Consider the following 24006-nt stretch of genomic DNA (forward strand, 5'->3'; position numbering starts at 1 on the left):
GTTACCGCTACGGCTAACCCGGGAGGAGAGAGAAGCAAGCACCATTGACGCACCATTGTTTTGACTCCTAGTTTTTCTGTGGACAGGGGGCAAGAATTCCCCCGCGCCCCCGGGAAATTGATTCCTCGGCGGATAGCTGCCATTTGCTTGAGAATCCCCGGCAAAGATACCGGGGTTTTGATGCCCCGATCGCATGTCCGGGGAATGAACCGAAACCATCGGGTGGGCCAGTGATGTGCCCAACTTCGTGAGGAGGGGGATCCTCGAACTTGGGAACAAGTCTGAAAAGTAGGTTGTTGTGCCGGGACGCGATCGCCTTACCCTGGAGTGGATCCGTAAAACCACGGAGTCCGAATCGCCCGCGAGTGAGCCTTCCATTTGACCCCAGCATGGCACTTGGAAAGAGCCGCCCTGGTTCGGTAAATGTCCGGAGTCCGGCGCAATTTTTCTCCACTATACTTGCCCTTTCAGCCAACGTCAATACCATTTGACTTCTGTTAAAAAATTTTTTCAAACCGATGACATTTCCTTAGGAGTGTGGTAAGTTAGGTGATAACTGGGTTTCCCTGGGAACTCCAGGCGATCGCTGTTGGCAATCTAGACTAAACCCCCTTAAAAGTTCTTCCATCAAACAAACCAATGGGTAACATTAAACGTCGTCACTTTCTCCAAGGAGCGGGGGCCGCCCTCGCCGCCTTGGGATGGGACCACATCGGGATTCAGCGTCAAGGGTTGAGTTACGCAAAAGTGTTAGCGCAGGATACGCCGCGCAAGCTAGCTTTACTGGTGGGTATCAATGACTATTCCGCTGCAAATATTACCCCATTGCGGGGCTGCATGACAGACGTTCACTTACAGCGAGAATTGTTAATCCATCGGTTTGGTTTTCATCCACAAGATATTGTTTCAGTAACCGATGATACGGAAATCAAACCCACTCGGGCTGGCATTCTCGAAGCGGTAGAAAACCATTTAATCAAACAAGCAAAACCCGGAGATGTGGTGGTGTTTCATTTCTCCGGACATGGTTCGCAAGTGGTGAATCCATACAATCGGTCCGGGAATGTCCGAGAAAAGCTAAATAGCACCTTTGTGCCCAGCGATCGCACCAGTCAGGTCAACAACCAACAGCCCACGGTTTCCGATATCATGGGAGCTACATTATTCCTGTGGATGTCAGCGATAAATACAGAGCAAATAACCACCGTATTAGATAGCTGTCATTCCGGAGGCGGGAAACGGGGAAACTTAACGATTCGCGCGTTACAAGGAGGCGAATATCCCAGTGAAGAAGAAATCGCCTATCATCAGCAGTGGATTTCGCAATTGGAACTATCTCGAGACACATTTATTCAGGCAAGAGAGCGCGGCGTAGCGAAAGGGGTCGTTATCGCATCGGCTGGGGCGCATCAACTGGCAGCAGATGCACCGTTTGACGGATTTTTTGCCGGGGCATTTACGTATTTGCTCACCCAATATTTGTGGCAGCACACCGGCGATCGCGCGGTAAAAACCGTGTTAGCAAATGTAGCCCGTAGCACTACCCGTCTCTCTTCTACGCAACAAATTCCGGAAATGGAAGTCAAACCGGGAAGCAATCATGGCGATCGCCCCAGTTATTTCCTCGAAGCTCAATCATTACCCGCCGAAGCGGTGATTAATTCCGTAGAAGGCGACGATCGCTTCCAATTGTGGTTGGGAGGCATCGATCCGCACTCATTTGCTGCCTTCGATCGCACTGCGGTATTTGCAGTAGCCGAAGGGTCGGGAGAGGTACAAATCGAATCGCGCCAGGGATTATTCGCACGCGCCAAAGCGATCGCACCTTCCCCAAATTTGCAACCCGGCACCCTGTTACAGGAAAAAATCAGAGCGATTCCGGCCAACCTCACATTAAAAATTGGCTTGGATGAGTCCTTGGGCGAAGACAGGGAAACCGCAAAGGCGGCGATCGCCCAACTGGACCGCATCGAACCCCTGGCTTTAGGTCAAACCCAAGTGCATTATATTTTCGGACGGATGACCGAGGCATTGCAAGCACAATTGCAGCAATCGGGGGTAGCCGAAATTCCCCCGGTGGGCAGTGTGGGATTATACGGTGCCGGTTTAGACGCGATTCCCGGTTCCTTTGGCGAGGCGGGAGAACCCGTCGCCGAAGCTTGCGATCGCCTAAAGGCGAAGTTTCGCGCCTTGTTAGCCGCGCGAATTGTCAAATTAACCTTAAATGCCGAATCCTCTCGATTGAACGTCTCCGCTGCCCTGAAAGTGGTGCAAGGCACCCAGACGGAATTTGCCGCCACTGCCTTTACGCCGCGCAGCCTCCGCAATCTATCACAAAGTGAGAAAACGGCAGCTAACCCCCCTTCCGGCACCATTGCCACCGTGGCAGGCATCCCCCAACTGCCCATCGGCACCCAGGTTCAATGCGAAATCGCCAATGGAGAAAATCGAGACTTATACGTTACATTGTTAGTGGTGACGACTACTGGGGAATTAGTGGTGGTGTTTCCGAATAGTTGGACCGCCGGCATTGATGCAGCGATCGTGAAAGCAGGAGAGACGCGCACCATCCCAGACCGCGATCGCGATGCCTTTCAGCTCACAGTAGGCGGTCCCGGGGGCAGTGCAGAAGTGTTAGCGATCGCCACCTTAGCGCCATTACGAGACTCCCTGCAACAACTGCAAGCGATCGCTGCCGCCAGAGGCACCCGCGAAGGCGCTTTAGTCCTCGAAGAAGAATCGGTAAACGCCGTAGATGGACTGCTGACGGATCTCGATCGCGCCGTTCGCAGCACCCGCAACCTCGAAGAAGAATCGGTAAACGCCGTAGATGGACTGCTGACGGATCTCGATCTCGCCGTTCGCAGCACCCGCAACCTCATCGCCTCCTTCGACCCGCGATCGCGCGTTGCCGGAACCGAACAACTAGCCTCCCTGTCGATTACCTACGCAGTGGTTTAACAGTGGTGTCGTGCAACCCATGTTAACATCAACAGGACTGACGCACCACCTTCACCGGTAGGGTGGGCAAGTTTTTGCCCACCCTACAAATAGCTAAATACTACCTCTTACCTTCCTAACTGCCCATGATTTCATCCCGTTGGTCGATCGGACTTGCCACCCTCCTGTGCCTGACCCTTCCCCTGGGAGAGGTGCGGGCAAATCCCAGCACCTCCGAGACAAATATTTGTCCCCCGAGTTTGGGTTCCCCCGCCCTCGATCGCGTGCAAATCCATACCATAGCCCAGGGCGAAACCCTCGAGGCGATCGCGCAACAGTACAACCTCAAACCCGCCACCATCATTGGCATGAATCCCATCCTGCAAACGGGACAATTCCCCGTGGGCACTCAGATTCGCATTCCCCCGTTTGATGGCATAGAAGTCAGAGTAGAACCGGGACAAACCTGGAGTGACTTAGCAGCCATTTACCAAGTGCCAGGGGCAGCAATTTTCGACAATAACGGCTGTTTGCTCTCGCCGCCGGAAGTCGTCTTCATCCCCGGCGTCATGTGGTCCGAGGATGGTTCTAGCGGGGGTCGGATCCCGGTTGCGCCGGCGGGCAGTCAGTCTCCGACCCCGGAAATCGAAGGCTATCCCTTAGCGGTTCGCGGAGAAATGATTTTAGGGTATGGCAACACCCGCCAGGAACCCCAGACGGGACAACTGACCTTTCACAGCGGGATTGATTTCAAAGCGCCGATTGGCACTGCAGTATTGGCAACCGATGATGGGGTAGTTGCCTTTGCCGGCGATCGCGGGGCCTATGGCAATCTAGTAGTTATCAACCATGCCAACGGCAAACAAACCCGCTACGCCCATCTGGGCATTTTAACCGTAATGACGGGAGAGCAAGTGCAGCGCGCTCAGCAAATTGGCACCCTGGGATACTCCGGAAATCCCGACAGCAACGAACCGCATTTGCACTTTGAAGTGCGATCGTCTACCCAGGAAGGATGGGTCGCACAAAATCCCGAACCCTATTTGCGATCGCAAATCCTCACACCGTGAATCCCCCAACTCGGCAAAATATAAAAACAGGAGAGGGTAAAGTGCCAAGGCGAAACCATCCGCTTTCACCTGGGCACGCTTCTCCCTTCTCCTGCATCATGTGCCGATAAAAAGGCCGATTTCAATTAAGTTTCAGCCATTTCCTTTTTCGGTTCTGAGGGGAAGAGTTCCTCTTCCGGCAGACCCAGAATGTTCCCGTACATTTTGACGTATTCTTTCGCCGAGTTCACCCAGCTAAAGTTTTGCGCCATGCCGCGCTGTTGCAATTGTTCCCAGCGGTCTTTGAAACGATAGCCTTCCCAAGCGCGCACCATGCAGGTGTACAAATCTAACGGTTCATAGCGATCGAAACAGTACCCGGTACCGCTTTCGTTCATCGGGTCGTGATGAGACACCGTATCCACCAGACCTCCCGTGCGGCGCACGATCGGTACGCATCCATAGCGCATGGCCAGCATTTGGCTGATACCGCAAGGCTCAAAGCGACTGGGCATCAAGAAAGCATCGCTGCCGGCATAGATGCGGCGGGCGAGAGAGTCGTTATAGAGTAAATACGTGGCCATGCGACCCGGGTAACGAGTTGCCAGTTGCCACATTTGGGTTTCGTAGTAGCGATCGCCGGTCCCGAGCAAAATGAACTGAGCATCTGTATAAGCCAAAAAGCGATCGAGGATCTGCAACGTAATATCCAAACCCTTTTGTTCCACTAACCGCGTTACCATGCCGACTAAAAAGGCACCCTTATTCACCTCCAAACCGACTTCTTCTTGTAACGCAATTTTGTTGGCTTCCCGTTTATCCAGGGACTTGGCCGCGAAATTTTGCGCCAGACGGTTATCTGTTTCCGGATTATAGGAATCGAGATCGATGCCATTGACAATTCCCACTAATTTTTCACTGATAAACGACATCAACCCTTCCAGGGTTTCGCCGTAATTAGCGGTTTGAATTTGTTTGGAATAGGTAGGAGAAACGGTATTGACGCGATCGGCGTATTGCACCGCCGCCGCCATTGTGTTGTGACCCTGCATGTACCAGGGGCACCAGGTCATCTGTTCCAAACGCCAACGCCACGGCCCTTGATAGGCCAAATTGTGAATGGTGAATACCGTGCTAATATCGGGAGATTGGTGCATCCACACCGGAATCATCCCCGTGTGCCAGTCATGGCAATGGATAATCTCCGGTTTCCAATAGTTCCAGGCAAATTCTGCCGCACCATTGGCAAATAAGGTGAAGCGCCAGTCTTCATCCTCTCCGGCATAGATGCGGCGCGGGAGAAACGAGGGATGGCCAAACAGGTACAAGGGCACTTCGGTTCCAGGTAGCATGGTTTCGTAAATGTCGAAACTCTGGAACATCGCATATCCCTGCCAAATAGGGTCGCTCGGCACTTCCATTTTGTCAGGTAAGAAACCATAGTAAGGCATGAAGATGCGGACGTCATGCCCCATCTGTCGCAGCACTTTTGGCAGTGCGCCGACTACATCACCCATTCCGCCAACTTTTGCAATTGGAGCCGCTTCTGCGGCGACAAATAGAATTCGCATCTTGTTTTCAGCGTTCCCTGAAATCTTCACGTACCGCCATCATAACTGGAGGGGTGACATGACGAGCGCGATCGCCGCTTTGAATCTGGGGCAATGCAACCTCGGTACCGACGGTCCCAACCCGTGGCGATGCCGCATAATTTTAGGGACAAGGCATTATTGCCTTGTCCCGAGAAGATTTGCGATCGCCGGTTGATAAAGTTGGGATTCGATCGCCCATTAATTCTATGTTGTCCGATTAATGAGGGGTTTTGAGCAAATCCACCACTTCTTGCAACAGGGCGATCGCCTGTTCGAGTTTGCCTGCAATCTCTACCTGCGGTGCCCGCGACACCTCCCGGATGGGGGGTGCTTCGGCGACGGATTCGAGGCTCAATTGCTCGATGCAATGCAACAAATCGCGATCGCGACGCAACCATCCTTGCAAAAATATCTCTTGGCTGGGATTGGCTTTCACTCGCTGCTGGCGATATGCCATTCGCCCATGACAATATCGCTTCGCCGTTTCCAGATTGTTCTGTTTTGCCAACGCCGCTTGGGTTTGCGGCCCAAAGTCCCCATCCACGGTGACGCCAAGGGCTTCTTGCAAAAACTCAATGCTGCCTCTAACGTGAAAATTTACCGCCGTATCGAATTGAACCACGCTTAAGGGCAAGCACATGACCTCGGCGTGGCAACGCTGCCAATAATAGCGGTAATAAATGTCTTCCAGTTCGCTTTCGGTCATTTGGCTGACGAACTGTTCCGGTAAGCCTTGGTGGCGGCGATAGGTATCGTAGGTGGCTTGACTAATTCCGCGATCGACCTTTCCGGCGAGGTCTTCTGGGTGTCCGCTTCCTCCTTCCCATTTGAGGGTGAATTGCAGGGCGGTTTTAAATGGATCCACTGAATGGGTCATAATCGAAATTTGGACTTGCAATTTGCAATGGTGGTAGAGACGCGAAATCTCGCGTCTCTATTCCCAAAATTCAGCGGATGTGGAGGCTGACCCGCAAAACCACCCAAATCGCTTCCTCTACAGCGATCGCTTTTCCCGATCCGGGCAAACCGATTTGGGGGGCGCGCCGAACCAACCCAGAATTAACTGCGCTGGATTTGCTCGAAGATTTCGTCGAGAATTTCTTGGGCACCCATTTCCCGCAATTTCTCCGCCAGTTGGATCCCTAGGTGTTGGGCTTGGTCTGGGGTGCCGCTGATGGCGTCTTTAATTAGTCGCTTGCCATCGAGACTGGCGACCATGCCGGTTAAGGTCAGCCGATCGCCTTCAATTTTGGTATTTACTCCAATTGGCACTTGACAACCGCCTTCAAGTGTGTTAAGAAACGCCCGCTCGGCATAGCAGCGTTGCGCGGTTTCCCGGTGTTCGAGGGCTTTGAGCAGGTCGAGGATTTCCGCATCGTCGGTCCGACACTCAATCCCTAGGGCACCTTGCCCCACGGCATGCAGGGAAATTTCCGGGGGAATGACTTGGTGAATGCGATCGCTCATTCCCAGTCTGGTTAACCCGGCGACGGCTAAAACAATCGCATCGTACTGTCCTTCGTCTAGTTTCGCCAGTCTCGTATTCAAGTTGCCCCGGATATCTTTAAATTCTAAATGGGGGAAGTGATACCGAAGCTGGGCCAGTCGTCGCAGGGAGGAGGTTCCTACCACCGATCCCGGCGATAGGGTCTCGAGCTGTTTGTCTTTGTGCTTCTCATGCACCACTAGGGCATCCGCCGGATTCTCCCGTTCGGTGACGCATCCTAACATTAATCCTTCGGGTAGGTTGGTGGGCAGGTCTTTCAGGGAATGCACCGCTAAGTCGGTTTCGTGCTGCAGCATTCCCACTTCCAGCTCTTTGGTAAATAGCCCTTTATCCCCAATTTTGGCTAAGGCAACATCGAGGATTTTGTCGCCTTGCGTACTCATGGTGTGGACTTCAAAGCGGCGATCGGGAAAATGCTTTTGCAGTTGCTCTTGCACCCAGTGGGTCTGCACTAGGGCGAGTTGGCTTTTGCGTGAACCAATGCGAACGGTGCGCGGCGGGCTGGAAACGGTTGAGGTCATAATGATGTCGCGTGGTTTATGCTGATAGGTTAACCATGTCTAGACTACCGCAGGGGGAACTCAATTCTCTCTTTTGGCCGATCGCTTTTCCTCAACAAAAGGGCGATCGCTCCTCTCCTCCTTCCCCGGTTTCGCGATCGCTCTGGGCTATCCTCCTAACACTCCGCCTCTGCTGCTGTGTCCTGTTTCCCTCTACCCCCCCCATCTCTCCCTCCCTTTCTTTTCCTGTGGCTTCATCTGTTGTGACAATCGGCGATCGCTATGGCTGGCATGGCCTTTTTCTTCCTCTTCCTTTCCCTCAACTCCTAAAGAAATATGCATCTAGATAGAGTGAATTATTCTGCAGGTTCGCTACAATAGTCCCCAAGATAGACTCAAGGTAAAATTTAACCAAGTCGGTATTTTTTAACCCCTCTCAAATCCAGCTACCCCTATCTTTTCAGCTTTTCGGGTGGCTGCTTTTTAAATCAAATATTCTTTTAGGGTAAAATATTCTATCACCGGATAGATAATTTAACTGACTATTTCCTGTATCATAACTAACTAAAGCAGCAACTTTTTGCACTGAACTCTATAAACAATCATTTTATTTCTCCGATTCAAACCCCCCATTTAATCGGATTTTCAGGAAATCACCCCATCTAAAAGAAGAGGAGAAAATGGATATTTAAGAGTGCAAATATATACGGAGATAGATATCATTCTGGAAAAATATGAGCTAGATTAACACTAGCCGAAAAACGCAGGAGAAGGAGAGGAGAAAAATTATTATGCGAAGAATAGCTATCATCGGTTCTAGCGGCTCTGGAAAATCTACCCTAGGTCGGCAGCTTTCCGATCTATTAAATGTGGATCTGATTCACTTCGATCGTCTGTGCTGGAAACCCGATTGGGTGCCCACCAGTAACGCCGAACGACAACAACAGTTAGATCGTTATTTGCAAAAAGAACGTTGGATTATTGAAGGCGACGGCGATCGCGCGAATCCGAATCTTATCTACGATCGCCGTTTTGCCCATGCAGATACCATCGTCTGGTTGGATTTTCCCCGCCATACTTGTTTCTGGCAAATTGTCCAAAAATACTTGAACGATTCCGGCGATCGCCAGGATCTACCCGCCGGATGTCAGCCCAATATTTTCCACAAAGGTTTTCTTAACTTTCTCAAGCAGCTGTGGAACTATCCCCAACGCGATCGTCAGATAGTTGGTGAAAAAATCCAGCGTTATTGGCCAGAAAAACGAGTGTTTATTCTCCGCAGACCCACAGAAGTGAAAGACTTTATCCACGCGATCGCCCGCGTTAATTTTCTATCTACGTCGGCAGTGTCCCCCAAGGTTTCCAAAACAAAGCCTACAATCTCTAAGCTAATTAGCATCCCCGCCACTAGCTAATTTTCTTCAATCGCATTGATGTAAGCAACTCCTTGTCCGCTCATCGTTTAGAACAATTAACTCCACTTTAATTAGGTCAAAACCACCTGTAGCTTACTTTCTCCAAGTTAGGGAATCGAATTGCTCGATAAAAAGCAATTTTCGGCTAACTTGGAAAATTTTAATGGCAGAAAAATTATCGGTAAAAATTATCAGCAATTATGCAAAATAATTTGCAGGTTTTAACTCGTTAACTCGTTCCCAGGCTCCCGCCTGGGAACGAGTTAACGAGGCTCCGCGTCCGCCCAATAATTGAGAATGGAGAATTGGCATCCTTGCGCCGGAGGGAGGGTGGATCGATCGCGATGGGCGGGGGGGTGAAAAAGCGATCGGCTGTTGACAGGAGGATTGACCTCAGTTTGAACCCTCCACCCTACAATATTCTAGTTGTGTCAAATTGAGGTGCGGAGGAAACGAACGTGGATTATCGCGAACTGGTGGATCGCTACAACCAAGGAGAGAGAGACTTTCGGGGCGTGGATCTCGAAGGAGGGGACTTGGTGGAAATCACCCTCTATAGAGCGATGCTGAATAATGCATGCTTGAGGAAAGTCTATATGGGGCGGGCGGATCTGCGCGCCGTAGATCTGCGAAATGCGGACCTGAGTGGGGCGCAGATGAATGGAGCCTCGTTGGTGGGTGCAGACTTACGAGGAGCCAATCTCAGTGGGGCTTCTCTACGAGAGGCAGATTTGTACCGGGTGAACTTGAGTAATGCCAATCTCAGTGGGGCAGATTTGCATGAGGCAGATTTGCGCGAAACCTCTTTGCAGCAAGCGAATTTGCACGAAGCGGTGATCAGTGAAGCAGATTTGCGACAGTCTTCTTTGAGTGGGGCGAACCTCAAGGGTGCCGATTTGCGCGAAAGCAATCTTTATCAAGCCTCTTTCTATCAAGCTTGCTTGCACGAAGCGGATCTGCGCGATACGATTTTGACCTATTGCAACCTGCATGGTGCCACGATGCCCGATGGCACGATCCATGAGTAGTTAATTGCGCCTCGGATTGGCTCACAAGTGCGATCGCGCGATCGCACTTTCCGCCCTAGGGCGCGCTGTGGGGGGTCGATCCCGAGGCGATCGCCACCCTAGCCAATCCCCAGGGTCTATTCGATTAGGCTTCGGGTTCCTTTCCTGGCTGGAATTCTATCAGTTTTACATCGATTTCCGAGACGGTGCCGTGATGCAGGTATTGATAGCGACTCATGCCCACACCGGGAATAAAGTCTACCACTACGCGATCGGGGGCGGTGCGATAGGTGAACCGATATTGCGTTTTACTTCCGGAGGCGATTCTCTTGGCTTTTAATCCCACGAGTTCCTGTTGTTCCACATTCCAGCGATACGCACCATCTAAGCGCGTTAGCTGTGATGTCGGCCCAAACACTTGTCCGTCACGTAGGGGCGATTCGAGAAATAGTTCCGATTCTTCCAGTAAGTTGGCTAGGAAATCTCCCTCATCTTTCAGGCGCGTCAGTACCTCTGGAACGCGATCTCCCATCACTAAATAATACTTCCCCGGGTTCACTTCCACGATTAGATAATCCCCCCGCTGTTTGCCTTCCCTATACCACACTAAATCCGCCGGATGTCCTTTAATAACCGCTACGTTCAAATGTCCGCGTTGAAAGTTCTCGATGACTTCCATTCTCCAGGTTATCTTTTTTTCCTCGAGGTCTGCGGAGTTTTCTTCGGTCCATTTCGTCACGCCTTCGTAGAGCCAATAGGTGCCCTCGGACAGGGGCAATGCTATTTTATTGGCGGCAGTTTCTTGTGCCACAATTGTCTCTTTTGGCAACTGGATTGCCACCCGAACGCCTGACAAAATTACGGCGATGGTAATTACTGTAATAAACCACTGATGTTTCATTTTTGTAAAACTTAAAATCAAAAAATCACAGATGGGGAACGAATCGAACAAAAATTTATCCACAAGGTGGCGTCGGTCATTTATCCTCCCGGAATGACCCTCCCTCCGGACAAGATGAGGCCAATATAAACCGCTATTCGTTCTGCTAAAATTATTAGATAAATTATGAATCCTTGCTCATCGTTTTCTCCAGGACAATTCCCGGAATGAGGGGGCAATTCCTAAATTGCCCCGAACTCGGAAAGGCGATCGCGCGATCGCCTTAGCAGAGTGGTTAAGCGGCGGTTAATTCAGAGGCGGTTTCTTCAGTTTCCTCCATGTCTGTAGGTGCCCCATCGCGCACCAAGGAAGCTTGCGGTTTGCCTTGCATGAAACTACCTACCATCGCTAACATGGCATTCACTTTGCGCTCGCGCCACCGATCCACTACGCGATCGACTTCAGGCGGTGATAAGCGTCGCTGCAGCGCTTCGTACAAATACGCCGCATGACCGATTTCATCGTTGGCGATCGCGAGCATTCCTTTCTTCAAATTCGCACTGTGCGCCTCGTCTTCGGGCAACGCATTTGCCATTGATGCAAAATCTCGACTGGCATCCCGTTCCAAAATATAGGTGCTGCCCATAAATACAATCCAATCTATCGCTTCGGGTTTCAATTGCGCCGATTCATATCCCTCAAAAAATGCCGCAAAAAACGGACTGCGCCGATCGGATTTTTTCCCGTCTTTCTCGCTTTTGTTTTTCCGCATACTCTGGATATCGATCGCTTGTTTGTTAAGCTGTTTGAGCGCATGAGCGAAAATTTGACCGTGCCGCCGTTCGTCCGCTGCATGGCGATCGAGTTTCTCGGCTAACCATTCATCTCCCTCTTTTGCCGCTCTGTCTCTCAATGCTTCCAGAAAAGGCACCGATCCAGATTCGGCTAATTGAAACCCAGCAAGGGTATTGGGTCGCGTCAGCGGATCGCGAATGTTTCGCGCAGTAATATAAGCAACTGCACCGGAACTGACAAGATGGAGTACGTGAGTCCAGACGTTCATGGGCAATACTTTTCTAGATGAGTTGGGTCTATTCTGGTGATTTTAATGCATTTTTCTTGATTCGGTTTGATGGGTCTGATACATTTCGCCAAAATTTATGCCCTTGAAGGGCAATCAGCGGGATTAAGCGATCGCCCCGTTAAACCTCGCGGGTTAATTATTAAGCCCAACTCCACTTCCGGTTGCCCGATTCTTGCTTTCTCGTTTCGCCTTGGCTGATTTTTTCAGCCAAATAAACTCGCGGGCCAATCGCCAATTTATGGGAAAAATGGCAGGGAATCCCCCAGGGGCGATGGCGCAATGGCGCAGTTGCGATCGCGCAGTGTGAAAATAAATCCCCCCTCCACGGACGAAGAGCGGATAAAATTAAACTAACCATAGCGCCTGAATGGTGAAAATCTGCTTCGCCCGAAAGGTGACTTTGGCGGCTAATCCCAAATCTGTTAGTTGCAACAGAAGGATAAATAATGAAACTTAAACTCCTAGCGCCAGCAGCGGTGCTGACTACTTTTTGCTTTGCCATGCCGACAAGTGCGGAAAACGTGCAACAGATTCAACAGTTGCTCTCTACCAAGGAATGTGGCGGATGCGATTTGAGTAACGCCGGGTTGGTGAGGGCCAATCTCTCCAACGCCCAACTGGGTGAGGCAAATTTGATGCGGGCCAATCTCAGTCGCGCCCAACTGATGGGGGCGGATCTGCGCGGGGCGGATCTGCGCGGGGCGTCTTTGTTTGGGGCAAATTTGATGGGGGCGGATCTCAGCGGGGCGGATCTGCGCGGGGCGGATCTGCGCGAAGCGTATTTAGTGGATGTGAATTTGACTGATGCCCAAATTGAGGGGGCAAATTTGCAAGATGCGATCGGTACTCCCGCTACTGTCATGGATGTGGCAGATGTTTATAACTGGGGCGTCAGAGCAGCACAGCAGAAAAATTTGGACGAAGCGATCGCCTATTTTAACCAAGCTTTAAGCCTGGATCCGGAATTCGCACCCGCCTATCTGGCACGCAGCATTGTCCGCGCCCAAAAATCCGATCTCCCAGGGGCGCGCGGCGATGCAGAAATTGCCTTAGAACTGTTTGCGATTCAAAATAATCCCCAAGCGTTTGAAGCGACTCAACAATTAATCGCTCAAATCGATGCGGCTCAAAATCCCGACTCTGGTAACAATGGCGGCGGCGGTTTTATGCGATTCGTCGGCTCGATGGGGGCGCTGCTCCTGCGCTTGATGTTATGATTCCCCTCTTGGCAATTGAATTGGCATGGGAGTTCGAGTGTTAAGCGCAAAGGGGGGCGCACCCCTGGGGACTCGCGCCCCCTCCCCGCGCTCTTCACGCCAGTTGCGATCGCGATCGCCGAGTGTTTGGGCAAATATCACATGTCGGTTGCGATCGCGATCGCTTCCTCTGCGCCCTATATCGGGGATTCTACAGATATAGAATTTTAATCCTCTGGGTACTTTCAGGGATGGTGAGGGGCGATGTTAGAAAAACTCATTTTATCGGCAACAATTACCTTTGTCCTTAATTTCTTTGTCAGCACGAATCAACCCCCCGGACCCGGGATGCATCAGGGGGTCGAACTCCCGCAACCGGAATCGGCGATCGCGCGTTTCCAAAAATAATCCATTTTGTTGAAATTTCTGTTAACTGGTTCCCCCCCATGAGCGGGGAACCAGTTCAATGAAAACCTGCCAATTATTTTTCCTAAGTGATTACCAGTTGATTTTAACACAAAAACCCAAGCGTTTCAAGAGTGGCGCAGAGCATTTCCGAGAAATTTTTCCGCGCTGATTGCATTGATTCCGCAGGGGGAACGGAAACGGCTCTTCGCCACTGTTGTGGATGAGTAAAATTAAGTAGCAATTGGTTCTTTTTTGGTTTCTTCACTAATAATCGATTGCGGGACGCGAGAGGCAATTGGCATTCGCCAGCCGGTCCCGAAAGCGCGATCGGTGACTTTTAATCCCGGCGGGGCTTGTCGCCGTTTAAACTCGGCCCGGTTGAGGAGTTTGACGATTTTTTGTACCACGGCGGGTTCATGTCCGGCGGCGACAATTTCAGCCAGAGATTGATGTTTGTGAATCAAGCGATCGAGGATGTCATCGAGAATCTCGTAAGAGGGCAGAGAATCTTGGTCTACTTGACCCGGTTTGAGTTCGGCACTCGGGGGTTTAGTGAGGACACTTTCGGGGATAATAGTTTCGCCGGGATGGCGGGTATTGAGCCAGCGACAGAGGGCATAAACCTGGGTTTTGGGAACATCGGCGATCGCGGCTAAACCGCCACTCATATCCCCATACAAGGTGGAATATCCCACCGCCATTTCTGATTTATTCCCCGTGGAAATCAGCATATGTCCGAACTTATTGGAAATCGCCATTAATAAATTGCCCCGGATGCGCGCTTGCAGGTTTTCTTCAGTAACATCGTTAGGCAATCCTGCGAACAAATCCCCTAGGGTGCGATCGTAGGTGTCCATCAACTCGCCGATGGGTAAAGTATGGGTTTGAATGCCCAAGTTTTTGGCCAATTCTAATGCATCGTCGATAGATTGCGATGACGTATGGGGAGAAGGCATCAAAATGCCGAGTACCTTGTCTTTCCCTAAAGCAGCAGTGGCGATCGCCGCCACCAGAGAAGAATCAATCCCGCCACTTAATCCCATCACCGCTTTATCGAACCCACATTTGCAGGTATAATCCCGCACCCCCAACACCAGCGCCGACCAGATTTCTTCTTCTTGATTCAACACCGGATGTATCGGTTGGGTTTCGATTGGCTGTAAATCGCGCGTTTGTTCGTTCAGTTCCACCATGACAAAATCGGTGTCAAATGATGCCGCGCGCATCACCACTTCCCCAGACCGATTTAATGCCACGCTGTACCCATCAAAAATCAAGTCATCATTGCCCCCCACTTGGTTGACATAAATCACGGCTTTTTGATAGCGTAGGGCAACGTGACGGAGCATTTCTTCTCTGAGGTTTTGTTTGCCCACGGTGTAGGGAGAGGCGGACAAGTTGAAAATCAAATCCACGCCTTCTTCGGCAAGGTCGGAAATCGGATTGCAGGAGTAATGTCTTTTCCCCCAAAAGCGATCGTCATTCCACAAGTCTTCGCAAATTGTGACGCCAATGCGAATCGGATTGGTTTTCTCTTCCGAACCGTCCTCATCCAGAATATCCGTCAGGGAAAAAAAGTTGCTCAACGAGGCAGAATCAAAATAGCGATTTTCGTCAAATACATCGTAGGTAGGCAACAAGCGTTTGTGAAAAAAATGTTTGATTTTGCCGTTTTTTAGGAAGGCGATGCTATTATATAATGGCTTGCCCCCGGTGGTGTCGGCAAGGGCATTGACCTGTACCGTTCCCACTAAAACCGGCAGTTCGCTGGGTAATTGTTCTGCTAGTTTTTTTAACTGGATGACCATTGCTTCGATAAAACTCGGTCGCAACAGTAAATCTCTGGGGGGATAGCCACAAAGGGATAGTTCGGGGGTGAGCATCAGGTGCGCGCCTGCATCGGCAGCTTGTTTGGCCGCTGCAAGGATTTTTTCTGAGTTTCCCAGCAGGTCTCCGATGGTGGGATTGAGTTGCGCGATCGCAATTTTCATCAGGTTTTCTCCTATAAATATAAGGGTAAATGGAACGGAATTTATCTTCAGTTAGCCCGGGTCAAATAAACACTAGCGGTTTATCTTTTAAAGGGGCAAAGGCTTCAGCATCGAAGCGATAGAGAGTGGCGGGACGTCCTGCGCCGCGCGAAACTTTCAGCCCCGTATCGGCCAAAAACCCCAGTTTGAGAATTCTCGCCCGAAAATTAGAATAATCGGAGAAATTTTCGCCTAAAACTGTAGTATAAAGCTGATAAAGGTCGCTTAAGGTAAACACTTCTGGCAAGACTTCAAAGGCAACGGGACTGTATTCGAGCTTGTTTCGCAGTCGTTGATGACCGTATTTTAAGATTTCGTTGTGGTCGAATGCCAGTTGCGGCACTTCATCGAGAGGATACCAGGCAATTCCGCGCACGCCGCAACTGATTAATTGCGCTTCCTCAAATCGGACTAAGGCAAAATAACTCACCGACAAATAGCGACAGGGAGGAGATTCGCTGAATTCGCGCGGGTCGCGACCTGGGCCGCCGAAGGTGTACAATTGCTCTAAATAGAGATTGTTGGCTTGGATTTTTTCCGATAAAATCCGATAGGCTGCTTGTTCGAGAGATTCGCCTTGACGAACCAGGGTTCCGGGCAAACACCACTGTCCCAAAAAGGGTTCGTTTTCGCGCATGACTAACAAAACCAGCAACCGATTTTGGGCTGGATCGACGGAAAAAATCGCGTTATCGACTCCCACTTTAAAATCCAAAGGGAGGCTCAAAGACGCTGACATTGGTTTAACCGGCGTCCTGATAGGCGTAGAGATGTTCTTGGTTGATATAATTTTCCACGGGCGGGGGAACGGCTTCTTTGGTTTTGGTTTGGCGATAGGCGGTGGAGGAGACATCGGGAACCTCGAGAGGGGCGATCGCCACCTGCGCGCCCATGTCTTTCAGGGTTTGCAAGGCGTCTGGGGAAATCTCCGCACCAGGACGGGGCACCACCAGCAGTTGCACTTGTTGTAATAAAGTTTCCACGTTATACCACTGGGGTAACTGTTCGATCAAGTCGGAACCAATGACCAGGTGCAGTTCAGCATCGGGCCATTTTTGCCGCGCCACTTTCACGGTTTCTAGAGTTCTCGGATGACTCAATTCGGGATAAAAGTTGATATTCTCGGATTGGGAGACGCTTTCTCCCACCAACAACCGCAACATCTGCGATCGATGGTCCAGGGGGGTCTGATGAGATTTAAAGGGATTGTCCGAGGTCCAAACCGCCACGCGATCGAAGTGTTGGGAGAGCCATTTAATAATCACTTGGTGCGCTTTGGTCGGCGGATCGGCACTGGTTCCAAATAAAGCAATTGAAGTCATAGGATAGGTACGGGGTTGATTGCAGCAGAATTGAAAGTGTCAGGTGGATAAGGGATAATCGCTCATCCACCGGGGTTTACAAGAGGTTATATTTCTCTTGGGTTTTTTGGGTGAGCGCTTGCAAGGACTCGGAAATCTCTACCGGTGGTGGGGTGGGGTCGTCCAATTGGCGGGCGCTGTCGGGGAGAGAGGCAACGGTGTTTTGCGTGCGATCGCCGATCGCTTCGAGGGTGTCGGGAGAATGCACCGGTTTGCCTTTTCGGTAGAGCAGTTGCAACATGGGCGTTTCTCCGGGTTGCGGTTCCTCACTTGCCAATCCCAAGCGATCGCCCACCTGTTTCCCGCCTTCATAGCGGCGAAAAATTTGCTTGCGCCCCGGATAGGTGACTTTACCGCTGGATTTTTTCATCACGGGCATCCCGTCGATTTCGACGATTTTATACACCCCATTGACGGGGGAACCCGTGACCAATTTCGTGCCCACGCCATAGCCGTCTATCGGGCAATTTTCGGCTTTCAATTTGGCAATTTCCCACTCATCTAAATCGCCACTGACAAAGATGCGCGCGTCGGGAAGCAGTTCTTTCACCTGTTTGGAGAGTTTGGCCAAATCCCCGGAATCTATGCGGACGCCGGCCACTTCCATATCGCCGTCTAGGAGGCGATCGGCTAGCTGGCGGGCCGCTTCTACGGTATCGTAGGTATCGATCAGCAACGGCGCGCCGGGAAAGTAGTGGTGAAAGGCACGAAATGCCTGCATCTCGCTGCCTTCGGTGGCGGTGAGCGCCATCACCAGGGAATGGGCCATCGTCCCGGAGGGTTTGCGCCCTAGTTTGAGCGCCGCGAGAACGTTGGAGGTGGAATTCATGCCGCCGGCGATCGCCGATCGCGCCCCCCACATGGAGCCTTGGGGGCTAAAGGCGCGACGGGTGCCAAATTCTAGGATGGTGGCGGATGGTCCGGCGACATCGCGGATCCGGGCGGCGCGGGTGCCCACTAAGGTTTGGTAGTTTAAGGTGTTGAGTAGGTAGGTTTCTACTACCTGCGCCTGCCAAAACGGGGCCTCTACGCGCAAGAGGGGTTCGTTGGGGAAAACGGCGGTTCCTTCCGGTAGCGCCCAGACGTCCCCGGTGAAGCGCGCATTTTCTAGGGTAGACCAAAATTTGTCCGAGACTTTGGCAAAAATGCCGGTGGATTGCAAGCTGCTAATCTGCTCTGGGGTGAATCGGAAGTTGTGCAGATACTCGAATGCCTGGGCTAGTCCCATTGCGATTAAGTAGCCAAAGTTTTTGGGGAGCTTGCGGACGAATAGCTCGAAACTAGCGGGGCGATCGTCGAGTCCTTCGCCACAGTAGCACGCCGCCATTGTCAGCTCGTAAAGATCGCTTAAGAGGCTATAATCCTCTGGGGCGATCGTTAGGGATCCCTCCCCCGGGGGAGAAGCGGGTCGAGATCCGCGATTGTCTGATTCGGTGGCGGTTGCCATCTGCCTGGGTCCTCCTGCGATCGGTTTGTCTAATTATAGTAGCAATTACTAAAATTTGTCAGGGATTTCCAGATTATTTTTGGGAATTTGCGGCTCGAAACCCTGAAAAATCGCTTTGGTTAAATCTGTAACAGCTTCGCCGAGGATTTTATTTTGGTGAATTTCATTAAAAAGACCGAGGGAGATTCTGTCTCTCGGGGGATCGGATTGCCGGTGGGGGATGCTACGGATCGCGAGTGAGGCGGATGTCGGTATTGGGTGAAATCCCGAACCGCATACCCTCGGGAAACCGGATTGAAGCGATCGCGGATAATGTTAAAATAATCTATAGTTGTGCAGGCTGATTCCAGGTAAACGGTTGTAACGAAAAATTACTAACCTTAACGCAATTACCGCTGAAGCTTCCCCAAATGTTGCGCGAAATATTACGAAATTATAAGTTCTAATACAAAAGATTGCAAACTCCCCCCAAAGCTCTCCCCATGCTTTAATGTAAAAAGTAACGAGGTCTAATACCTTTCCTCTTAATTCTTGTTTTCAAAGTAGCTGAATGTTAGGAGCTTAACCATGAATATTTCCAAAATGTTTTCCGATGTTATGCAATATGTGTCCGAAGCCTTTGCTCGGATCTTTAGTCCCAGCGACGATATCTATCCCATGAGTGGCGTACAACCCTTTGAAGGCGACCCCTACAAAGACTCTCAATGGGCGGACTAATTCTAGCAAACCATTAATTGTGGCAAGCGTTAAAATACCTAAGTCAACCCCATCCAACCCGCGTTTGGATGGGGTTGGCTTTTGGATCGAAAATGGCAAAATTTAAACTTTATTTAACAAATGGGCCAGTTCCTAACTGAAAAATATCCGCTCTAACAAAAAGCAAAGCGCTGCAGTACCGAGGGGAACGGTCAGATTATCGATGCCGATTTTCGACACCGCTTCGAGTCCGGTAGCGAACAAAGCAACGGCAACAGATAACACCCAGATCGGCCAGAGATTGCCTTGGACGAGGGTAAGAATCAGTACCGTTACGGCATAGCTGACCGATGCCATTGTTAGCGACCCTTCCCAACTCTTTTTTTCCCCCCATAATCGATAGGGATGCTTGCCAAAACGCTGCCCCACTAAAGCGGCGCATCCATCCCCATAGGCCATGATTAATATGCCGATCGCCGCATAGTAGGGTTTGTCTAGGGGCCAGAACCACGCCACTAAGATGCCAATACTGATGGCATAAAAAAAGGTGCCCAGACTTTTGCGCCCCACGCTGTTGATACCGGGGAAGAGGGGATATTTGTAGGACAACAAAGCGATCGCCCCGGCGGCGATCGAGGCGACAATTGCCACCCAGGCGGGAATATCCAACCACCACGCCAGCAAAATCACGTTTCCGGTTCCGATATGAACCACCTTGCGAACCAGTTCCGAGTCGGTGTCGGTAAACTTATGCAGTCCTTCTGCCGTGAGAAAAATGACCGCCATCCAAAGGGCAACGGCTGCGCTATGTAGCCACAAATTCTCTGCAAATTCTAAGTGAAATAGGGAAGTAAGCACGGAAGTGATTTAACTCGCCATTAACAATACTTCCTATCACTGTATGGGATAATGGTGTCCTCGGCGATACTCCCAGGCCGATTTTCTGGAAATGCAGGGGCTTTCCCCGGTGGATAGCAGGGGTAGGGGGGCAACGAGTTGCCCACCGGTTATTGTCTGTTGGAAGTTAAAATTCAAATAGAATGCACGGGAGATTTATGAAAGCAGTGTTAATCGGGTTGATTCGCGGCTACCGCCTGCTGATTTCACCCCTGTTTCCCCCCGCTTGTCGGTTTCGGCCCACTTGTTCGGAATATGCCCTGGAAGCGATCGCGCGATTTGGCCCCCTGCGGGGCAGTTGGTTGGCGATCCGCCGCATTTTGCGCTGTCACCCGTTGCACCCAGGCGGATACGATCCGGTACCATTCCCCAGGGAGGAGATATCGAACCGGATCGAAAAAAAGGATTCAATTGATTGAGAATAAAAGAGTTTTGCTGAAATTTTGGCCGCCAATTATCTGGGGCGAGACCCCCCAAGGGCGATCCTCGCGCGATCGGCGAGTTGTAAACAAGGAGGAATTGGGCAAGGGACTCCCCTAGTCCAGAAGTTTGACCCGACCGCGTTTGGCGCTGTAAATCAGTCTGTTAATGATGTCGAGATGTTCGTCGTTTAAGGGAGAGTTTAAAAGTGCCGCCCGCAGTTGGGTGCGATCGGCGATCGTCATCTGACCCGAACACAAAATATCACCAAAGCGTTCTTCAATGGTGTCTTGGCATCTATTTTCCAGAGCTTTCATGGTTACGAATGGGTTTTAGTCAAATCATTCTCTCAATTCTCCGGGATTTTACGGAATTTGGGTGCGATCGCGGTTCGGGTTTCCATGTGACAATCATCGGCTCATTTAGTGACCTAAATCATTGACAAAAAAATTCCACAAGTTAAGGCAATCCCGCGATGGGAATAAATTCTCGTCAAAAAAAATAATCCCCAAGAGGGCAAGCTTCCCTCGGTTCCGACCTTTCATCTGAGAAGGAGGAAATAATTCGGATCCCTAGGGCACTCCTTTGGATGTCTCGTTCTACCGTTTTTAAACAATAATCCGGCAGGCAAATCTAAAATTTTTATTAAAAAAAACCCAATCCCGTTCGGGATTGGGAACTTAGCAATTGTCTAGAGAGTCTTAAAAATTCTTACAGGTCGTACATCCGAGCTTCAGAAGCATCCGGATGCTCCTCGCAGTAGCGTTCAAATGCGGTTTTCGGTAGTTTTTCTCTGCGGTGTGCCGAGGCAGAAAGTAATTCTTCTACGATATCCCATGCGACGGCACTCTCGCGAGATTCGACACCTTTTGCTTCGGAAATCGCACGCGCTTCGGCGATCGCTGCTTCGATTTGTTCATCCAGAGTGGGTGTAGGGCGTTCTCGAACCGGAACTGCAAATGGGGTGCTTCCCCGATTTACTCTAGCTTGCTTTTGTGGAGCTGTTAACGCTGGAGCCATAATTGTCGTACCTCCTATAAAAGATTCCCCGCCAGTTGGATTCTTCAGATTTGGGGAAGGGTTAAAAAGTCAATGACTTTTAAACCCGATGTCTTTATTTTAACGCGCCTGACCGACGGTTGGGGTGTCAATAACCGTAAAGCTTTTTTGCCAAACGTTATGAAGTATGAAGTTATGGAAATTTTTACAACGTAATCGGCGATTCCACATAAATGGTGGGGTCTTGCATGGTAAAATCGATACCGAAGGCTTTTAACTTTTTAGACATCGTATTGTTGGCTAATTCCAGCAATCGCTTCCGAAGTTCGATGGAATTTTCACTGGAGCCTAAAATGAAAAACGTCACCCTTGCCTGAGTGGTAACTTTTTCAAAGCCCTCTGAGTTGCGTTTCAGGAAATTATCGTTAAAGGCAATTTTGGTACTACCCGGATCGATGCCGTACACAGAGTTGGTGCTTTCTTTAATCGTCTGTTGCACCAAGGCATGTTCCCGTTCTTCCAGCAACCGATAGAAATCCAGATAAAGCAACACCATCACCTTCTTCGCCCGGGTGAGATTTTCGATTTCCATGCTGATTAAGGTGGAGTTGGGGACGATAAACAAGGTGCTTTTAGCAGAAGTGCGGATTTTAGTAGACCGCAAACCGATAGACTCCACCCGCCCCAACTCGCCATTCTGGAGGCGAATATAATCGCCGGGAACGAAGGGGCGATCTAAGTACAAGACGATGGTACTGAGAAGCTGCTCTAAAATCTTTTGCGCGGCGAAAGCAACGGCTAAACCGCCAATCCCCAAGCTAGCCATTAACCCAATTAAGTTAATCTGCAAGCTATTGGCATAGACGAGGGCAGCAAAAAAGCCGATAATCACATTCACCAAGGTTTCGATAACTAAGAGAAATTCATCTCCCGATCGCCCCCAGCGGCGAAGCAAGTCAATCCCATAGATGCGGACGACTTGGCGAAAAATGCGCGAAATCAGCCACGCCACGCTCACAATTACCCCTAAGTTAACAAACGGGGTCAGAAATTGGTACAAACTGGGGTAATCCCGCAGCCATACCAAAGATAAGGAAATCAGCAAAAAGGTGCCTGCCAATCTAAACGGTTGTTGCAGGGGTTCGATAAAATTATCGTAAATCGTCGTCACCTGCTGCGGCGAAACCCGGTGAATAATGATGCGGACGATGCTGGGGGTATAGCGCCCGATCGCCAAGGAACCGAGTAAGAAAATCAGAAAAATGACGTAGTTGGGCAGATCCGAGTCGTACAAAACATTGTAAAAGTTGCGGATGATACTGGTAAATTCTGACATATTCATCGACAAGGTTAGATAGTAATGGGCGAATCGACATAAATGGTGGGTTCTTCCATATCAAACCCAATCCCGTAGTCGCGCAATCGCTGGGTAATGTTTTGATTGGCTAAATCGAGCAGTTGACGGCGCAATTCCATCGACACTTCCCCAGAACCGAGAATAAAAAAGGTAATTTGCGCTTGAGTGCGCGCGTCGCTGCCGGCGAAGGTGCGATCGCGAAAGGAAACATCGGTATTGCGCGAGTCGATGCCAAAGATATCGTTGGTACTTTCTACAATTACTTGGCGAATCAATGCCCGTTCTTCATTGGGAACGATCCGGTAAAAGTTCAGGTAGGCGATCGCCATGACTTTTTTCGCCCCGGTAAAGTTTTCGATGGTGGTTTGGGTGAGGGCATTATTCGGCACCACAATTACCGTTCCTTTTCCAGAAGAGCGAATTTTGGTCGATCGCAACCCGATGGACTCCACCCGCCCAAAGGTGCCATCGGGCAAGCCGATATAGTCATCCACACCAAAGGGGCGATCGATATAAAGCACGATTCCGCCTAACAGTTGTTCCAAGGTTTTTTGCGCTGCAAATGCCACTGCCAATCCGCCAATCCCCAAACTGGCAAAAATTCCCAAAATATTGATTTTATGGGTTTGGGCAAAAATGACAAAGGCGATTAAAATAATCAGAAAATTAACCAGCCATTTGGCTAAAATCAAAAACTCGCTGTTGGTTTTTCGTCCTTTTTTCAGGGCGGCATCCAACACATACAGGTCGAAAAACTGTTTGAACAACTGAGAGGTCAACCAGGTGACACCAATGGCGGCGGATAAACTCAGGGGAATTTCGATCGCATCGGACCAGCGATCGGCGGGGTTGGGAATAATCAGCCACGCAATATCCGTAATACTCAGGGCAATCACCACCCCGATTAACGCCCGATAAGGATCCACAATTTGCTGATAAATTTCGACGGTTTTCGGCGCAGCGAATAACTTAATCAGCGGTTGAATCAGTTTCGGGATGAAATAGCCGGCAAGAAAGGCAACAACGCCCGCGCATCCGAGAAATAAAAACTGGACGCTTCGATCGATAAAGACGGCTTCGGGAAAATAATCAAGCATGGTAAATCTCCATCGCATTCTCCACAGAGAACCCCTGACGGGCAGAGGGCCTCAACGCATAAAAAACCCTGCCTCGCGCAAAGCATTGGCAACGGCAATCTCGTTGGGGGGTTCTCTGCTTTAG

The 24006-nt window shown here is 50.4% G+C and carries 23 protein-coding genes; 9 read left to right on the forward strand and 14 right to left on the reverse strand.

The features are described 5' to 3' along the window. Positions 1 to 639 precede the first annotated feature (639 nt). Entirely contained in the window at positions 640 to 2961 is a 2322-nt protein-coding gene (locus tag AC0QH1_RS14970; protein ID WP_324631990.1) for a caspase family protein, read from the forward strand. A gap of 125 nt (positions 2962 to 3086) precedes the next feature. After that, entirely contained in the window at positions 3087 to 4010 is a 924-nt protein-coding gene (locus AC0QH1_RS14975; RefSeq protein WP_324631991.1) for a M23 family metallopeptidase, read from the forward strand. Between the two features lie 125 nt (positions 4011 to 4135). On the opposite strand, the gene glgA is transcribed toward AC0QH1_RS14975, so the two are convergent. The 3 genes from glgA to hemC all read right to left on the reverse strand — a co-directional run bounded on the left by glgA (position 4136) and on the right by hemC (position 7609). Then, a complete protein-coding gene (gene glgA / locus AC0QH1_RS14980) occupies positions 4136 to 5560 on the reverse strand; it encodes a glycogen synthase GlgA (protein ID WP_324631992.1) in 1425 nt (474 codons plus the stop codon). A 238-nt stretch (positions 5561 to 5798) separates the two neighbouring features. Then, the gene (locus AC0QH1_RS14985; RefSeq protein ID WP_324631993.1) at positions 5799 to 6458 is read right to left on the reverse strand and encodes a glycoside hydrolase family 108 protein; all 660 of its coding nucleotides are present in this window, start codon (positions 6456 to 6458) and stop codon (positions 5799 to 5801) included. Between the two features lie 182 nt (positions 6459 to 6640). Continuing rightward, positions 6641 to 7609, reverse strand: a complete 969-nt coding sequence (gene hemC, locus AC0QH1_RS14990; RefSeq protein ID WP_324631994.1) for a hydroxymethylbilane synthase — start codon at positions 7607 to 7609, stop codon at positions 6641 to 6643. A 770-nt stretch (positions 7610 to 8379) separates the two neighbouring features. On the opposite strand from hemC, the gene AC0QH1_RS14995 reads away from it, so the two are divergent. Beyond that, complete coding sequence (locus AC0QH1_RS14995) at positions 8380 to 9003, forward strand: P-loop NTPase family protein (protein ID WP_324631995.1); 624 nt, start codon at positions 8380 to 8382, stop codon at positions 9001 to 9003. A 458-nt stretch (positions 9004 to 9461) separates the two neighbouring features. Continuing rightward, complete coding sequence (locus AC0QH1_RS15000) at positions 9462 to 10031, forward strand: pentapeptide repeat-containing protein (RefSeq protein WP_324631996.1); 570 nt, start codon at positions 9462 to 9464, stop codon at positions 10029 to 10031. A 124-nt stretch (positions 10032 to 10155) separates the two neighbouring features. Here AC0QH1_RS15000 and AC0QH1_RS15005 read toward each other — a convergent pair whose 3' ends face one another. Continuing rightward, a complete protein-coding gene (locus tag AC0QH1_RS15005; RefSeq protein WP_324631997.1) occupies positions 10156 to 10911 on the reverse strand; it encodes a hypothetical protein in 756 nt (251 codons plus the stop codon). Positions 10912 to 11185: 274 nt separating this feature from the next. Further along, complete coding sequence (locus tag AC0QH1_RS15010; protein ID WP_324631998.1) at positions 11186 to 11953, reverse strand: ferritin-like domain-containing protein; 768 nt, start codon at positions 11951 to 11953, stop codon at positions 11186 to 11188. Positions 11954 to 12420: 467 nt separating this feature from the next. Between AC0QH1_RS15010 and AC0QH1_RS15015 the strand changes: the two genes are divergently transcribed. From AC0QH1_RS15015 to AC0QH1_RS15025, 3 genes are read left to right on the forward strand one after another with little or no spacing between them, the layout of a single operon-like run. After that, on the forward strand, positions 12421 to 13191 hold the full coding sequence (locus AC0QH1_RS15015) for a pentapeptide repeat-containing protein (protein ID WP_324631999.1): 771 nt from the start codon (positions 12421 to 12423) through the stop codon (positions 13189 to 13191). 15 nt (positions 13192 to 13206) lie between these two features. After that, on the forward strand, positions 13207 to 13401 hold the full coding sequence (locus tag AC0QH1_RS15020; RefSeq protein WP_324632000.1) for a hypothetical protein: 195 nt from the start codon (positions 13207 to 13209) through the stop codon (positions 13399 to 13401). A 33-nt stretch (positions 13402 to 13434) separates the two neighbouring features. Beyond that, positions 13435 to 13578, forward strand: coding sequence for a hypothetical protein (locus tag AC0QH1_RS15025; RefSeq protein ID WP_324632001.1), 144 nt, complete (start codon positions 13435 to 13437; stop codon positions 13576 to 13578). Between the two features lie 230 nt (positions 13579 to 13808). Here AC0QH1_RS15025 and AC0QH1_RS15030 read toward each other — a convergent pair whose 3' ends face one another. The 4 genes from AC0QH1_RS15030 to AC0QH1_RS15045 all read right to left on the reverse strand — a co-directional run bounded on the left by AC0QH1_RS15030 (position 13809) and on the right by AC0QH1_RS15045 (position 18416). Beyond that, a complete protein-coding gene (locus tag AC0QH1_RS15030) occupies positions 13809 to 15569 on the reverse strand; it encodes an NAD+ synthase (protein WP_324632002.1) in 1761 nt (586 codons plus the stop codon). 61 nt (positions 15570 to 15630) lie between these two features. Then, the gene (locus AC0QH1_RS15035; protein WP_324632003.1) at positions 15631 to 16347 is read right to left on the reverse strand and encodes an NUDIX hydrolase; all 717 of its coding nucleotides are present in this window, start codon (positions 16345 to 16347) and stop codon (positions 15631 to 15633) included. Between the two features lie 4 nt (positions 16348 to 16351). Continuing rightward, a complete protein-coding gene (locus AC0QH1_RS15040; protein WP_324632005.1) occupies positions 16352 to 16930 on the reverse strand; it encodes a nicotinate-nucleotide adenylyltransferase in 579 nt (192 codons plus the stop codon). A gap of 76 nt (positions 16931 to 17006) precedes the next feature. Continuing rightward, positions 17007 to 18416: a nicotinate phosphoribosyltransferase gene (locus AC0QH1_RS15045; RefSeq protein ID WP_324632007.1), complete on the reverse strand. Its 1410-nt coding sequence runs from the start codon at positions 18414 to 18416 to the stop codon at positions 17007 to 17009. A gap of 567 nt (positions 18417 to 18983) precedes the next feature. Here AC0QH1_RS15045 and AC0QH1_RS15050 point away from each other — a divergent pair. Beyond that, the gene (locus AC0QH1_RS15050) at positions 18984 to 19133 is read left to right on the forward strand and encodes a hypothetical protein (protein ID WP_324632008.1); all 150 of its coding nucleotides are present in this window, start codon (positions 18984 to 18986) and stop codon (positions 19131 to 19133) included. Between the two features lie 132 nt (positions 19134 to 19265). Here the strand turns inward: AC0QH1_RS15050 and AC0QH1_RS15055 are convergent, their stop codons facing one another. Next, a complete protein-coding gene (locus tag AC0QH1_RS15055; protein ID WP_324632060.1) occupies positions 19266 to 19898 on the reverse strand; it encodes a diacylglycerol/polyprenol kinase family protein in 633 nt (210 codons plus the stop codon). Positions 19899 to 20167: 269 nt separating this feature from the next. On the opposite strand from AC0QH1_RS15055, the gene yidD reads away from it, so the two are divergent. Further along, complete coding sequence (gene yidD / locus AC0QH1_RS15060; protein ID WP_324632009.1) at positions 20168 to 20428, forward strand: membrane protein insertion efficiency factor YidD; 261 nt, start codon at positions 20168 to 20170, stop codon at positions 20426 to 20428. Between the two features lie 117 nt (positions 20429 to 20545). Here yidD and AC0QH1_RS15065 read toward each other — a convergent pair whose 3' ends face one another. The 4 genes from AC0QH1_RS15065 to AC0QH1_RS15080 all read right to left on the reverse strand — a co-directional run bounded on the left by AC0QH1_RS15065 (position 20546) and on the right by AC0QH1_RS15080 (position 23882). Next, positions 20546 to 20746 carry a hypothetical protein gene (locus AC0QH1_RS15065; protein WP_324632010.1) on the reverse strand — a complete coding sequence of 67 codons (201 nt, stop codon included), beginning with the start codon at positions 20744 to 20746 and terminating at the stop codon, positions 20546 to 20548. Between the two features lie 394 nt (positions 20747 to 21140). After that, positions 21141 to 21449 carry a Calvin cycle protein CP12 gene (locus AC0QH1_RS15070; RefSeq protein ID WP_324632011.1) on the reverse strand — a complete coding sequence of 103 codons (309 nt, stop codon included), beginning with the start codon at positions 21447 to 21449 and terminating at the stop codon, positions 21141 to 21143. 184 nt (positions 21450 to 21633) lie between these two features. Then, complete coding sequence (locus AC0QH1_RS15075; protein WP_324632012.1) at positions 21634 to 22770, reverse strand: mechanosensitive ion channel family protein; 1137 nt, start codon at positions 22768 to 22770, stop codon at positions 21634 to 21636. Positions 22771 to 22778: 8 nt separating this feature from the next. Continuing rightward, on the reverse strand, positions 22779 to 23882 hold the full coding sequence (locus AC0QH1_RS15080; RefSeq protein ID WP_324632013.1) for a mechanosensitive ion channel family protein: 1104 nt from the start codon (positions 23880 to 23882) through the stop codon (positions 22779 to 22781). Positions 23883 to 24006 lie beyond the last annotated feature (124 nt).

It is taken from the genome of Phormidium sp. CCY1219 (genome assembly GCF_055795085.1).

Coding starts and splice junctions, on each gene's coding strand:
- AC0QH1_RS14970 (WP_324631990.1), top strand. CDS start 640: ATGGGTAACATTAAACGTCGTCACTTTCTCCAAGGAGCGGGGGCCGCC.
- AC0QH1_RS14975 (WP_324631991.1), top strand. CDS start 3,087: ATGATTTCATCCCGTTGGTCGATCGGACTTGCCACCCTCCTGTGCCTG.
- glgA (WP_324631992.1), bottom strand. CDS start 5,560: ATGCGAATTCTATTTGTCGCCGCAGAAGCGGCTCCAATTGCAAAAGTT.
- AC0QH1_RS14985 (WP_324631993.1), bottom strand. CDS start 6,458: ATGACCCATTCAGTGGATCCATTTAAAACCGCCCTGCAATTCACCCTC.
- hemC (WP_324631994.1), bottom strand. CDS start 7,609: ATGACCTCAACCGTTTCCAGCCCGCCGCGCACCGTTCGCATTGGTTCA.
- AC0QH1_RS14995 (WP_324631995.1), top strand. CDS start 8,380: ATGCGAAGAATAGCTATCATCGGTTCTAGCGGCTCTGGAAAATCTACC.
- AC0QH1_RS15005 (WP_324631997.1), bottom strand. CDS start 10,911: ATGAAACATCAGTGGTTTATTACAGTAATTACCATCGCCGTAATTTTG.
- AC0QH1_RS15010 (WP_324631998.1), bottom strand. CDS start 11,953: ATGAACGTCTGGACTCACGTACTCCATCTTGTCAGTTCCGGTGCAGTT.
- AC0QH1_RS15015 (WP_324631999.1), top strand. CDS start 12,421: ATGAAACTTAAACTCCTAGCGCCAGCAGCGGTGCTGACTACTTTTTGC.
- AC0QH1_RS15025 (WP_324632001.1), top strand. CDS start 13,435: ATGTTAGAAAAACTCATTTTATCGGCAACAATTACCTTTGTCCTTAAT.
- AC0QH1_RS15030 (WP_324632002.1), bottom strand. CDS start 15,569: ATGAAAATTGCGATCGCGCAACTCAATCCCACCATCGGAGACCTGCTG.
- AC0QH1_RS15035 (WP_324632003.1), bottom strand. CDS start 16,347: ATGTCAGCGTCTTTGAGCCTCCCTTTGGATTTTAAAGTGGGAGTCGAT.
- AC0QH1_RS15040 (WP_324632005.1), bottom strand. CDS start 16,930: ATGACTTCAATTGCTTTATTTGGAACCAGTGCCGATCCGCCGACCAAA.
- AC0QH1_RS15045 (WP_324632007.1), bottom strand. CDS start 18,416: ATGGCAACCGCCACCGAATCAGACAATCGCGGATCTCGACCCGCTTCT.
- AC0QH1_RS15050 (WP_324632008.1), top strand. CDS start 18,984: ATGAATATTTCCAAAATGTTTTCCGATGTTATGCAATATGTGTCCGAA.
- AC0QH1_RS15055 (WP_324632060.1), bottom strand. CDS start 19,898: ATGGCGGTCATTTTTCTCACGGCAGAAGGACTGCATAAGTTTACCGAC.
- yidD (WP_324632009.1), top strand. CDS start 20,168: ATGAAAGCAGTGTTAATCGGGTTGATTCGCGGCTACCGCCTGCTGATT.
- AC0QH1_RS15065 (WP_324632010.1), bottom strand. CDS start 20,746: ATGAAAGCTCTGGAAAATAGATGCCAAGACACCATTGAAGAACGCTTT.
- AC0QH1_RS15070 (WP_324632011.1), bottom strand. CDS start 21,449: ATGGCTCCAGCGTTAACAGCTCCACAAAAGCAAGCTAGAGTAAATCGG.
- AC0QH1_RS15075 (WP_324632012.1), bottom strand. CDS start 22,770: ATGAATATGTCAGAATTTACCAGTATCATCCGCAACTTTTACAATGTT.
- AC0QH1_RS15080 (WP_324632013.1), bottom strand. CDS start 23,882: ATGCTTGATTATTTTCCCGAAGCCGTCTTTATCGATCGAAGCGTCCAG.